The organism is Streptomyces sp. NPDC026672 (assembly GCF_040638185.1).
In the GTDB taxonomy this organism is placed as follows: Bacteria; Actinomycetota; Actinomycetes; order Streptomycetales; family Streptomycetaceae; genus Streptomyces.
Genome location: NZ_JBEZXS010000019.1, coordinates 52,586 through 64,413, shown reverse-complemented (window position 1 = coordinate 64,413; position 11,828 = coordinate 52,586). Strand labels below are relative to the sequence as shown.

Annotated in this window: 11 protein-coding genes and 1 pseudogene; 11 read left to right on the top strand and 1 reads right to left on the bottom strand. The window is 70.1% G+C overall.

Going from position 1 to position 11,828, the window contains the following annotated elements:
* The first annotated feature begins 101 nt into the window (after positions 1-101).
* Positions 102-932 carry an IclR family transcriptional regulator gene (locus AB0F77_RS22500; RefSeq protein ID WP_361951369.1) on the top strand — a complete coding sequence of 277 codons (831 nt, stop codon included), beginning with the start codon at positions 102-104 and terminating at the stop codon, positions 930-932.
* A gap of 45 nt (positions 933-977) precedes the next feature.
* Here the strand turns inward: AB0F77_RS22500 and AB0F77_RS22495 are convergent, their stop codons facing one another.
* Positions 978-1,841: a fumarylacetoacetate hydrolase family protein gene (locus tag AB0F77_RS22495; protein WP_361951366.1), complete on the bottom strand. Its 864-nt coding sequence runs from the start codon at positions 1,839-1,841 to the stop codon at positions 978-980.
* 222 nt (positions 1,842-2,063) lie between these two features.
* Here AB0F77_RS22495 and AB0F77_RS22490 point away from each other — a divergent pair, with 222 nt between their 5' ends.
* From AB0F77_RS22490 to AB0F77_RS22445, 10 genes and pseudogenes are all read left to right on the top strand, one after another.
* Positions 2,064-3,521, top strand: coding sequence for an aldehyde dehydrogenase (locus AB0F77_RS22490; RefSeq protein WP_361951363.1), 1,458 nt, complete (start codon positions 2,064-2,066; stop codon positions 3,519-3,521).
* A 137-nt stretch (positions 3,522-3,658) separates the two neighbouring features.
* Positions 3,659-4,654 carry an NAD(P)/FAD-dependent oxidoreductase gene (locus AB0F77_RS22485; RefSeq protein ID WP_361951360.1) on the top strand — a complete coding sequence of 332 codons (996 nt, stop codon included), beginning with the start codon at positions 3,659-3,661 and terminating at the stop codon, positions 4,652-4,654.
* Between the two features lie 109 nt (positions 4,655-4,763).
* The gene (locus tag AB0F77_RS22480) at positions 4,764-5,546 is read left to right on the top strand and encodes a fumarylacetoacetate hydrolase family protein (protein WP_361951357.1); all 783 of its coding nucleotides are present in this window, start codon (positions 4,764-4,766) and stop codon (positions 5,544-5,546) included.
* Positions 5,543-6,343, top strand: a complete 801-nt coding sequence (locus AB0F77_RS22475) for a fumarylacetoacetate hydrolase family protein (protein WP_361951354.1) — start codon at positions 5,543-5,545, stop codon at positions 6,341-6,343. The genes AB0F77_RS22480 and AB0F77_RS22475 overlap by 4 nt, the downstream gene beginning before the upstream one ends.
* Before the next feature lie 24 nt (positions 6,344-6,367).
* Positions 6,368-6,586: pseudogene (locus AB0F77_RS22470) on the top strand (tautomerase family protein); the annotation flags it as partial.
* Positions 6,583-7,323 (top strand): alpha/beta hydrolase, encoded by a 741-nt coding sequence (locus AB0F77_RS22465; protein ID WP_361951351.1) that lies wholly within the window; start codon positions 6,583-6,585, stop codon positions 7,321-7,323. The pseudogene AB0F77_RS22470 and the gene AB0F77_RS22465, both read left to right, overlap by 4 nt.
* Entirely contained in the window at positions 7,320-7,874 is a 555-nt protein-coding gene (locus AB0F77_RS22460) for an aromatic-ring-hydroxylating dioxygenase subunit beta (RefSeq protein WP_361951348.1), read from the top strand. The genes AB0F77_RS22465 and AB0F77_RS22460 overlap by 4 nt, the downstream gene beginning before the upstream one ends.
* Positions 7,875-7,907: 33 nt before the next feature.
* Entirely contained in the window at positions 7,908-9,194 is a 1,287-nt protein-coding gene (locus AB0F77_RS22455) for an aromatic ring-hydroxylating dioxygenase subunit alpha (protein ID WP_361951345.1), read from the top strand.
* Between the two features lie 73 nt (positions 9,195-9,267).
* The gene (locus tag AB0F77_RS22450) at positions 9,268-10,332 is read left to right on the top strand and encodes an extradiol ring-cleavage dioxygenase (RefSeq protein ID WP_361951342.1); all 1,065 of its coding nucleotides are present in this window, start codon (positions 9,268-9,270) and stop codon (positions 10,330-10,332) included.
* A gap of 26 nt (positions 10,333-10,358) precedes the next feature.
* On the top strand, positions 10,359-11,726 hold the full coding sequence (locus tag AB0F77_RS22445) for an aldehyde dehydrogenase family protein (protein WP_361951339.1): 1,368 nt from the start codon (positions 10,359-10,361) through the stop codon (positions 11,724-11,726).
* The last annotated feature ends 102 nt before the right edge of the window (positions 11,727-11,828 follow it).

The window sequence follows — 11,828 nt, the reverse complement described above, 5'->3', positions numbered from 1 at the left end:
TGCTCGGGCGACTCCGCTCGGCCATCAGGTGCCGCCTCGGACCGCCGAGCGGGGGGACACGCAGGGGCCGTGCCTGCGCACGGCCCCAGGAGGAGACATCGATGCGGGTCAACGACAGCGACGAGGACCGGTCCGTCATCGGGCGTGTGATGGCCATCCTGGACGCGGTGGCCGCGGAGCCGGGTGAAGTGGGGCTCAGCGAGCTGGCGCGGCGCACGGGGATCAAGAAGCCCACGGTCCACCGGCTCGCCACCGAACTCGTCGAGCGCAGGCTGCTGGATCGCGGCGCCTACGGCTACCGTCTGGGGTTCCGGACCTTCGAGCTCGGGCACAGCGTGCAGGTGTCGCGGCTGCTGCGCAATCTCGCGCTTCCCTATCTGGAAGACCTCTACGAGATAAGTCACGAGATCGCGCAGCTGGCGGTGCTCGACGGCACGGAGATCGTGTACCTGGAGAAGATCACCGGACATCGGAGCTACCGTGCTCCGTCGGGTGTCGGCGAACGCTATCCCGCCTATTGCAGTGGTCTCGGAAAGGCCGTCGTCGCGTTCAGCTCCGAAGCCGTCGTGCGACGTGTCCTGGCGGCCGGACTTCCCCGGCGCACTCCGCGTACGATCACCGACCCCGGGCTGTTCCGCAAGGAACTCCAGCGCATCCGTGAGACCGGCGTGGCCTTCGACCGGGAGGAAGGCCATCCCGAGGTGTCGTGCGTCGCCGCGCCGGTCCTCAATCCCGAGGGACTGCCCGTCGTCGCCCTGTCGATCACCGGTCCTTCGTACCGCATGAACCTGCCTCGTCTCGCGACCGTCGTACGCGAGGCGTCCCTGACGCTGGCCCGTGCCGTCAACGGGCACGCCACGCTGCAAGCGCTGCCACGCCGGCACCAGCGGTTGGCGGAGGAACTGTTGCCGGACATCGGCGACAGCCCGTGACCGATGCCGTCGTGCTCCGCGAGGTGCCGACCGTACCTCGGGAGCTCAGTTCTCTGCGCGCCTGGCGTTACGGGTTTGCGCGGACCGCCGGACACCGACCCGGTGTCCGGGGCTGAAGTCCGCTTCCACCACGTCACCAGGAGCCAGCTCCACCGCTGTGGTCAGCCCACCGGTGATGACCAGCATGCCCGCCTCCAGTCCGGTGCCCTCCTCGTGGAGCCGGTGTACCAGCCACACGAGGGAGTCGATCGGGTTGCCGGACGCGGCGGCGGCCGCCGAACTCGACGTCAGCACTCCGTTGCGGTACAGGACGACACCGGTGTGCGCCAGACCGTGCGGAAGGACCGGAAGCAACGGGCCGACGACGACCTGCGCCGCCGATGAACCGTCCGCCGTGTTGTCCTCGGCCGTGAAGCGGTAGTCGGCCCAGAGGGAATCGACCACTTCCAGGCAGGCCACGGCGTATTTGACCGCTGTCAGTGCCTCGTGGCGGGTGACACGCCCGGCGAGCCGTCGCCCCAGCACGAGCCCGACCTCGGGCTCGACACGCGGCTGGAGCAGGTCGGGATCCGTGGCACTGTCGTTGGGCAGCAGCATCCGATCGGTGAGCGGCCCGTAGTTGGGCGTGGCGACACCCATCTGTTCCCGCATCGGTTTCGAGGTGTACCCGAGCTTGAAGCCGGCGGGCTTCTCGCCCTCCCGCAGCCGGGCCGCGTGCACCTCGCGCTGGATCCGATAGGCGTCGTCGAGACGGAGCGGTTCCCGATCGGACAGGGGATCCAGCAGTATCCGCCGGCGCCTGGCCGCCAGAAGCCATGCCGCCCGTTCCACCGCCCATCCCTCGTCATGTGTGCCGACGGCGACCGGAGAAGCGTCGGCCGGGGATGTCGTACGTGCTGTGGAAGCCATGGCGTTCACTGTCTTTCCTTCACTTGCCCGGTGGGAGACGGCAGTTTCAGCCTGCTCACGCCCGTGTCCGAGCGGAAGCCCAGCGGTCCGGACAGTGAACCGATGACCTTGTTCCGCTCGGCGCCCGCCCCGATGGTGATTCGACGCGCGCCCGACGGCACGGGACGCCGTCGGTGCCACACGGGCGCAATGCCGCGTCCGCTGTTCTCAGGAGAAGAACCTGTGGTCAACAAAACGGAGTCGCTGTACCTCGGCGGACGCTGGACCTCGCCCGTGGACTCCGGCCGTCGGCCGGAGCACGTCACCTTGTTGTCCGCCAGTACGGAGGAGTCGCTGGGCACCGTCGCGCTCGGCGGGCCGGCGGACGTGGACGCCGCCGTCGGAGCGGCGCGGGCGGCCTTCGACGCACCCGACGGGTGGGCTCAGTGGGAGCCGCGTCGGCGGGGCGCCGTCCTCGACCGCCTGGCCGACGCCTTGCAGCGCAGGGGTGAACTCATCGCCCGTGCCGTCTCGTCGCAGAACGGAATGCCCGTCGCGGTGTCCCGGCAACTGGAGTCGGGACTGGCCGGGGCGATCGTCCGATACTACGCGCACCTCGCGGGTTCCGCGGCGCTGGAGGAGACCCGCCCCCATCTGGTCGCCGGCACCACCACGGTGCGCAGGGAGCCCATCGGCGTGGTGGCCGCGATACCGCCGTCGAACTTTCCCCAGAGCCTGGCCGCCACCAAGTACGCGCCCGCGCTGGCCGCAGGCTGCACAGTGATCCTCAAGCCCTCGCCCAACACGCTCCTCGACGCGTTCCCTCTCATGGACGCCGCCGAGGAGGCCGGTCTGCCGCCCGGCGTCCTCAACCTCCTGCCGGCCTCGGCCGACACGGCCGCCTACCTGGTGGGTCATCCCGGTGTCGACAAGGTCGCCTTCACGGGTTCCACCGCGGTCGGCCGACACATCGCCGGGATCTGTGCGCCGCTTCTGCGGCCGCTCACCCTCGAGTTGGGCGGGAAGTCCGCCGCGGTCATCCTGGACGACGCCGATCTGGACCTGACGGTCATGGGCGAACGGCTCTTCCAGGCCACGCTGTTGAACAACGGCCAGACGTGTTTCCTCAGTACCCGCATCCTGGCACCGCGCTCCCGGTACGGAGAGGTCGTGGACACCTTCGCCGAGCTCGCCTCGTCGCTGCGTGTCGGGAACGCACTGGAGGCGGAGACTCAGGTCGGCCCCGTGGTCAGCCACGCCCAGCGCGAACGAGTCGAGGGGGCCATCCGCCAGGCCCGGACCGACGGCGCACGGCTCGTCGTGGGCGGGGGCCGGCCGGCGGGCCTGGACAAGGGGTGGTTCGTCGAGCCCACCGTCTTCGCCGACGTCGACAACAACAGCCGCGTGGCACAGGAGGAGGTCTTCGGACCCGTGCTGTGTGTCATCCCGTACGACGACGAGGACCAGGCGGTCCGACTCGCGAACGACTCGCCCTACGGCCTTGCGGGGACCGTGTGGAGTGCGGCGCCGGAACGCGCGCACGCGGTCGCGCGGCGCCTTCGCACGGGTTCCGTCGGGATCAACGGCTATCTCCCCGATCCGGGAGCGCCGTTCGGCGGTGTCAAGCACAGCGGTATCGGCCGCGAACTCGGTCCCGAGGCCCTGGCCCGGTACCAGGAGCCGAAGTCCGTCTTCCACTGACGGCCGGGGCGGCGCGGCCATCCCGCGACCGAGCCGGCCCGGCGGGACAGCGGCCCATCGATTGGACCGACGTCGTTGTCCCCGCCGACATGATCCCGAAATGCTGACGCAACCAGCAACGACGCCAGGAGTGAGTGATGACTGACCCATCCGCCCGGGATCGCGCGGTCGATCTCGTCATCGTCGGCGCGGGACCCGCCGGGTTGTTCGCCGCCTACTACGGAGGCTTCCGCGGACTGCGCGTGGCGGTGATCGACTCACTGCCGCAGCCGGGCGGACAGGTCATGGCGATGTATCCCGAGAAGCCCATCCACGACGTCGCGGGTTTCCCTTCCGTGCGCGGACGGGACCTCATCGACGGCCTGCTGCACCAGGCCGCGCCGTTCGAACCGCTCTATCTGCTCGGACAGCAGGCGACCGAACTGCACCGGGACGGCGGTGTGCTGACGCTGACCACCTCGGCGGGCGAGCGCGTCACCTGCCGCGCGGTCGTCCTCACCGCCGGGGTCGGCACGTTCTCCCCCCGTCCCCTGCCGGCCTGCGACTCCTACGAGGACCGCGGCCTGATGTACTTCGTGCCGCGCCCGCAGGACCTCGCCGACCAGGACGTCGTCATCGTGGGCGGCGGGGACAGCGCCGTCGACTGGGCCCTGCTGCTGGACGGTCTCGCCCGGTCGGTCACCGTCGTACACCGCCGAGCCCGTTTCCGCGCCCATGAGCACAGCGTGGCCAGGATGACGGCATCGCCCTCCATCGAGGTGCTGACGGACCACGAAGTCGTGGCGGCCGGCGGGACACACACGCTGGAGAGCGTGCTGGTGACGGACAAACAGGGCAGCCGGAGGCGGCTCAAGTGCCAGAGCGTGGTGGCCGCCCTGGGTTTCGTCGCCGATCTGGGTCCGCTCGCCGAGTGGGGCATCAACCTGCGTGATCGTCACATCCTGGTCGACAGCACCATGGCGACCAGTCTGCCCGGGGTCTTCGCCGCCGGTGACGTGACCGAGTACCCGGGCAAGGTCCGGCTGATCGCCGTGGGCTTCGGCGAAGCGGCGACCGCCGTGAACAACGCCATGACGCTGATCGATCCCTCGGCGTCGCTGTTCCCCGGCCATTCCACGGACCAGAACCCGTAGCCCTGCCGACGCGGAGCCGGCGCCCCTTCCGGACGTCGCTCCGCGACTGCGGTCCACCCCCTGGACCGACTTCATTGTTCCTGATCACAGCCCTGGAGAGACTCCGAGCATGGTGAAGAACCAACTACAGGAGGCCGCGCGCCGGCTCACCGAGGCCGAGCGTCACCGCCGCCCCATCAAGCCCCTCACGCAGACCTACGAGGGCCTCGACATCCCGGCCGCCTACGAGGTGCAGCGGGCGGTCATCGCCGAACGCGTCGCAGGCGGAGCCCGAGTGCGCGGACACAAGGTGGGCCTGACCGCCGCGGTCATGCGCGAGCAGTTCGGGGTCTCCGAACCCGACTACGGCGTCCTGCTCGACGACATGTTCCTGCTGGAGGGCACCGAGGTGCCCGCGGGCAGCCTGTTGGCCCCCCGGGTGGAACCCGAGCTCGCCTTCGTCCTCGACCGGCCGCTCAGCGGCCCGGGCGTGACGGTGGCGGACGTGCTGCGCGCCACGGCCTTCGTGACTCCCAGCCTGGAGATCATCGACTCCCGCATCCAGGACTGGGAGATCACCGTCCACGACTCGATAGCGGACAACGCCTCGTCCGCCCGGGTCGTACTGGGCGGAACGGCCACCGACATCCGCGACATCGACCCCCGGCTGCTGGGCGTCGTCCTGCGCCGCAACGGCGAGATCATCGAGACCGGTGCCACCGGCGCCGCGCTGGGCAATCCCGTGTCGGCGGTGGCCTGGCTGGCCAACAAGCTGGGTGAGTTCGGCGTCGGCCTCGACGAGGGGGCGGTCGTGCTCCCCGGCAGCTGCACCCGGGCCCTGCCCGTGTCGCCCGGCGACCACGTGCGCGCGGACTTCGGACAGATCGGCTCGGTCGGGGTGGTGTTCGCATGAGCGGCAATCGGAAGGACGTGTCGACGGGCGTCGACGTCGGAGCCCTGGCCACCCGCCTCGCTGCCGCCGAGCACGAGCGCCGGGACATCGTTCCCCTGAGCCGGGACGTGGAGCTGAGCGTCGACGACGCCTACCGCGTGCAGAGCGAGGTGCTGCGGACCAAGGAGAAGCAGGGAGACCGGCTGATCGGCGGCAAGCTCGGCCTGACTTCGCGTGCCAAGCAGATCGACATGGGCGTGGACAACCCGCTGTACGGCTTCGTGACGTCGGCGATGCTCCACGACGCGAACGTTCCGGTCGACCTGTCCACGCTGATCCATCCCCGCGTCGAGCCGGAGATCGTCTTCGTGCTGAAGGAGGAACTCGCCGGACCCGGCATCACCGCCGGCGACGTCCTCGACGCGACCTCCTCGGTCTGCGCCGGCCTGGAAATCATCGACAGCCGCTACCAGGCGTTCAAGTTCACCCTCCAGGACGCGGTCGCCGACAACGCCTCCTCCGCGCTGTTCGTGCTCGGCAACGAATTCGTCGAACCGCCCGGCGACCTGTCCCTGCTCGGCTGTGTGCTGGAGGTCAACGGCCGGCAAGTGGCCACCGCGGCCGGAGCGGCCGTCTGCGGTGACCCCGCCCAGGCCGTGGCATGGATGGCCAACGCCGCCGGGCGACGAGGCGATTCGCTCAAGCCGGGGTGGCTGGTGTTGTCCGGTGGGCTGACCGCCGCGGTGCCGCTGAGGCCCGGCGACTGCGTCGGCGCGGACTTCAGCCGTCTGGGCGGCGTCAGCGTGCGCGCCCTGTGACCGTGCCCTTCTGAAAGGACTGATGCAATGCCGTTCATCCAGATCACCATGGCCAAGGGGCGCACCGCGGAGCAGAAGAGGGATCTGCTGCGCGAGGTGTCCGCGGCCGCGGCGCGTGCCACCGGCACGCCGGAAGCCGCCGTACGCGTGTGGCTGGTGGAGGTCGACGCCGGCGAGGTCATGGCCGGAGGCACGATCCTGGCCGACAAGCAGGCGGCGGCAGCCGACCGGGCCACGTCATGACCACGTTCGTCCTGGTGCACGGCGCCTGGCACGGCGCATGGTGCTGGGACCGTGTACTGCCCGAACTCGAAGCACGCGGGCACCGGGCCGTGGCGGTGGAACTGCCGTCGGACGATCCCGCCGCGGACACCGATGCCTACCTGCGGGCCATCGACGACCATGTCCACGATCCCCGTTCCACGGTCCTGGTCGCGCACTCCATGGCGGGCTTGATCGCCCCCGTCTACGCCGAGCGCCGACCGGTCCAGGAGCTGGTGCTGCTGTCGTCCCTCCTGCCCCTCCCCGGCGCGAGCTGGCGGGACCAACTCACCAACTCCCGGCCCATGGCAGAGGACTTCTACAGCAAGTTCCTGCCCCACCAGCTGACGGACCCGCAGGGCCTCAGCCGCTGGCCCCCGGACATCGCCGCGGACCTCTTCTACCACGACTGCACTCCGGACGACGCGGCTGACGCGGCGGCACGATTGCGACCGCAGGCCGCGACCGTACTGCGCGAGAAGACCCCGTGGACGGGCGAAGTCCCCTCACCGACGCGCTACATCGTCTGCGAGGCGGACCGCGCGGTCTCCGGCCCTTGGGCGGAGGAAGCGGCCAAGGCGCGCTTCGGCGCGCACATCAACCACCTGTACTCGTCCCACTCGCCCTTCTGGTCCCGCCCCGCCGCGCTGGCCGCGCTGCTGACGGCCGATCACCAGGACGGCGGGAGCGGGCGACCGACCCAGGAGCAGGCCCGATGATCCCCAACGGCCTCACGTCCTCGGTGATCGAGCGCGCGACACCGACCGACGCCACCCGCGTGCGCGACGCGGAGGTCATCTGCGCCGTCGCCCAGTTCCTCTTCGACGAGGCGGCGCTGCTGGACGAATGGCGCCTCGACGAATGGCTCACGCTCTTCCACCCGGACGCCGTCTACCTGATCCCCACCCCGGAGACCCTCAGCGACGACCCGGCGACGACCCTGCACCTGGTGCACGACACCATGAACACCCTCGCAGGGCGTGTCGATCGGCTCAAGAGCAAGCACGCACACGCCGAGAGCCCCCGCTCGCGAACGCGCCGGCACATCACCAACGTACGCGTCTGGCAGAACGGGGACGGCCTCGCCGTACGCAGCGCGTTCCAGGTCACCCGTGTCCGGGGCGGAGCCGTCGACCGCTACGCCGGTGTGTACGAGCACTTCCTCGTCCCCGCGGTCGACTCCGAGTCGCCCTGGCTGATCACGCGCCGCCGGGTCGCCCTCGACCACAGCATCGAATCGGCGGGAGGGCAGCTCAGTGTGCTGCTCTGACCTGCCCCGACCTCGCCAAGGGAGGCATCGGCCATGACCATCATGTCCAGTTCCGCGCCGCGCGGCACATCCGCGAAGGAGTGGGTGGTCGAGGACGTCGCCGCGGGCACTTTCCGCGTCGACCGGACGACCCTCGTCGACGACGCCGTGTTCGAACGGGAGATGGCGTCGGTGTTCGGCCGTTGCTGGCTCTACGTGGGCCACGAGTCGGAGATCCCCCGGCCCGGGGACTTCAGGGCCCGCGACGTCGGGAACCGTCCGCTGCTCTTCTGGCACGGTCACGACGGCGTACGGCGGGTGCTGTACAACACCTGCCGCCATCGCGGCGCCCTGGTGTGCCGCACGCCGGAGGGCAACGCCCGCGGCATGAGCTGCTTCTACCACGCCTGGACCTACAACAGCACCGGAGCGCTCAACGGCGTGCCCGGCGACGAGGGGTACGGCGAACACTTCGACCGGGACGCGATGGGTCTGCTCCCGCCGCCCAAGGTCGACAGCTATCGCGGGTTCTACTTCGCCTGTTTCGACCCGGACGCGGTCGACCTCAAGACATACCTGGCGGGCGCGGCCGGGTACCTCGACCTGGTCGCGGACCAGGCGGACGACCTGGAGGTCGTACCGGGCGCCCACGAGTACTCGATGGACGCCAACTGGAAGCTGTTCGTGGAGAACAGCCTCGACGGCTACCACCTGCTGCCGCTGCACAAGACCTACTTCACGTACCTGGAACAGCGCGAGGGCAACACCCTCGACCGCGACGACACCACCGAGGCGCTGGACCTGGGCAACGGCCATGCCGTGATCTGCGTCCACGGCCCCTGGGCACGACCCGTGGCCCGCTGGACGCCCGCCCTCGGCGAACACAACCGTCCGCAGATCGAGGCCAAGTACCAGGAGCTCGTGGAGCGTTACGGTCCCGAGCGGGCCGAGATGATCGGGCACACGGACCGCAACCTGCTCATCTTCCCCAACTTGATCATCAACGACATCATGGGCGTGGTGATCCGTACGATCACCCCCACCTCGGCGGGCCACACGAAGATCTCCCAGTGGTCCCTGGCCACAGCCGGCGAGGACCCGGACCTGCGCGCACGACGCCTGGACAGCTACATCGCCTTCCAGGGGCCCGCGGGTCTGGCCACCCCGGACGACCTGGAGGCGTGCGAGGCGTGCCAGGCGGGACTGCGCACCGCCCCGGACGTGACCTGGTCGGACATCTCCCGCGGCATGCATCGCGAGCACGCCGGACTGCCGAGCCTGGCCAGTGACGAACTGCAGATGCGGGCCTTCTGGCGGCACTGGCAGTCGATGCTCGGCTGACCGTCAGAGCGTTTCCACACCCCCCACGAAGGTGCCGAACCTTCGGCCGCAGGACCCCAGAAAGGTGAAGACCATGGCAGAGGTGCTGGGTCTCGGAGTGACCCACTATCCGCCGCTCAGCGGTACGAACGACAACCTGACCCGTGTGTTCCTGCGGGCGCTGGCCGATCCGGGGCTCCCCGAGGAACTGCGTGACCCGGCGAACTGGCCCGCGGAAGCCCGCGCCGAGTGGGCCGCGGACGAGGGCACCCTGGCGGGCCGCGCCCACCGGGAGGCTCTTGTCTCGCAGTTCGCCAGGGCACGCCGGACGCTCGACGAGTTCGCCCCCGACGTGGTGGTGATCTGGGGCGACGACCAGTACGAGAACTTCCGCGAGGACATCGTCCCGCCCTATTCCGTGCTGGCCTACGACGACCTCACGGTCCGGCCGTGGGAGCACTCGGCGGAGTCCAACGTCATGGGCGACCGCAATGTGTGGGGCGAGCCGAAGGACCACGAAATCGTGGTCCGGGGACACCGCGAGGCCGCCAAGCACTTCACAAGTGCGCTGCTCGGACAGGACATCGACGTCAGTTACGCCTACAAGCCGCTGCACCACCCCGGCTTCCCCCACGCGTTCCTCAACACGGTCCTCTACCTGGACTACGAGCGCCGGGGCTTCGACTACCCCGTCGTCGCGTTCCCCATCAACTGCTACGGCCGCCGCGTGATCAGCTACCAGGGCAACATCAGCGCCCTCGGCGACATCCGAGAGCTGGACCCGCCGAGCCCTTCGCCCTCCCGAGTCATGCAGGTGGGCGCCGCCGTCGCCCGCGCGGCGGCGGAAAGCCCCTGGCGGGTGGCTCTGATCGCCTCGTCCAGCTGGTCGCACAGCTTCCTCGTGGAGTCCACGCACCACCTGTTCCCGGACACCACCGCCGACCGACGCCTGTACCAGGCGCTGGTGCGGGGAGACCTGGACGTGTGGCGGTCCACCACCCTCGCCCAGGCGGAGGCCTCCGGTCAGCAGGAGCTGCTCAACTGGTGGGCCCTGCTGGGGGCCATGGGCGAACTGGGCCGCACCACGCCGACCTGGTCGGAGTTCGTGGGCTCGCACCTGTTCGTGTCCGACAAGGTCTTCGCGGCCTACCAGCCGTGAACGGCCCGCTCAGGAGGAGTGCTTCGTTGACTACCGTGCGCAGCGTCAATCCGCACGATCCCGGGGAAACGGTGGCCGAGGTGGCCGCGACCCCCGCCGAGCAGTTCCCGGCCCTGCTGGAACTCACGGCCGACGCCGGCCGTGCGTGGGCCCGTACACCCGGTCCCGACCGGGCCGTGGCGCTGACCCGCGTCGCGGACGACATCGCGGCGGGGAGCAGCGGACTCGCCGATCTGATCTCCCGTGAGGTGGGCAAGCCGATCACCGAGGCCAGGGGCGAGGTGGTCCGTGCGGAACGCACCTTCCGCTACTTCGCGCAGACCGCTCTGCTCCCGGAGGGGGACGTGCTCCCCGCCGGCGATCACCGGGCCCTGTCCTACACCCGCTCCCGCCCCCGCGGAGTGGTGGGTCTGATCACCCCCTGGAACTTCCCGCTGGCGATTCCCGCGTGGAAGCTGGCACCCGCCCTGGCCTACGGCAACGCGGTCGTCCTCAAGCCGTCCGCCCAGGCCGTCGGTACGGCCGAGGCGCTCACCGAGATCCTGGCCCGGCACCTCCCGCCTGGCCTCGTGATGTTCGCGGTCGGGCCGGGCACCGGGGCTATGGTGTCCCACTCCCCCGCCATCAGCGCCGTGTCGTTCACCGGATCGACCGCGGTGGGCCGCGAGGTCGCGGCCACGGTCAGCGCTCGCGGCGCCATCGCTCAGGCCGAGATGGGCGGCCAGAACCCGACCGTGATACTCGCCGACGCCGACGTGGAGAAGTCGGTCGACGGCATCGTCGGCTCCGCCTTCGCCTTCGCGGGGCAGAAGTGCACCGCGACCAGCCGCATCATCGTCCACGAGGACGTCTACGATCGCACACGGGACGCCCTGGTCGAGGCGATCGGAACGCTGGTGGTCCTGGACCCGTCCGACCCCAAGTGCCAGGTCGGCCCGGTCATCGACCACGCCTCGCGCGACAGCGCCCTGGCGGCGGTCGCGGCCAGCGGCGGACGAGTCCTCACCGGTGGGACGAAGCCGGACGTGGCGGGTTCCTACCTGGAGCCGACGCTGGTCGAGGTCACGGACAGCGGCGACATCCTCGCCACCGACGAGGTGTTCGCCCCCGTCACCGCGCTCCTGCGCGCCCGGTCGGTCGAGGAGGCCGTCGAACTGGCCAACGCCACCCCGTACGGTCTGTCCGCCTCCCTCTACACCCGTGACCTGACCGCGGCCCTGGCCTGCACGGGGCGTCTGGAGGCCGGGATGGTCCGGGTCAACGCCCCCACCACCGGGCTCGACCACTGGGCGCCCTTCGGCGGAACGAAGGAATCCAGCTTCGGTCCCCGCGAACAGGGGCTGGCGGCACGGCAGTTCTACACCGAATCGACCACCGTCGTCATCGCCCCTTGACCGCGGGAACCGGCGTCGTGGTGAGCGTCGAAGCTCTCTCCTTCATGCGCCCACCACGACGCCAACCGTGAATCCGAACGAGAAGAGAGCGGTGTCGTGGAG

What these genes read in the sequence shown, in the direction of transcription:
- AB0F77_RS22475 (WP_361951354.1), top strand. Translation starts at nt 5,543, where the DNA reads ATGAGCGGCAATCGGAAGGACGTGTCGACGGGCGTCGACGTCGGAGCC.
- AB0F77_RS22455 (WP_361951345.1), top strand. Translation starts at nt 7,908, where the DNA reads ATGACCATCATGTCCAGTTCCGCGCCGCGCGGCACATCCGCGAAGGAG.
- AB0F77_RS22500 (WP_361951369.1), top strand. Translation starts at nt 102, where the DNA reads ATGCGGGTCAACGACAGCGACGAGGACCGGTCCGTCATCGGGCGTGTG.
- AB0F77_RS22450 (WP_361951342.1), top strand. Translation starts at nt 9,268, where the DNA reads ATGGCAGAGGTGCTGGGTCTCGGAGTGACCCACTATCCGCCGCTCAGC.
- AB0F77_RS22465 (WP_361951351.1), top strand. Translation starts at nt 6,583, where the DNA reads ATGACCACGTTCGTCCTGGTGCACGGCGCCTGGCACGGCGCATGGTGC.
- AB0F77_RS22485 (WP_361951360.1), top strand. Translation starts at nt 3,659, where the DNA reads ATGACTGACCCATCCGCCCGGGATCGCGCGGTCGATCTCGTCATCGTC.
- AB0F77_RS22460 (WP_361951348.1), top strand. Translation starts at nt 7,320, where the DNA reads ATGATCCCCAACGGCCTCACGTCCTCGGTGATCGAGCGCGCGACACCG.
- AB0F77_RS22480 (WP_361951357.1), top strand. Translation starts at nt 4,764, where the DNA reads ATGGTGAAGAACCAACTACAGGAGGCCGCGCGCCGGCTCACCGAGGCC.
- AB0F77_RS22495 (WP_361951366.1), bottom strand. Translation starts at nt 1,841, where the DNA reads ATGGCTTCCACAGCACGTACGACATCCCCGGCCGACGCTTCTCCGGTC.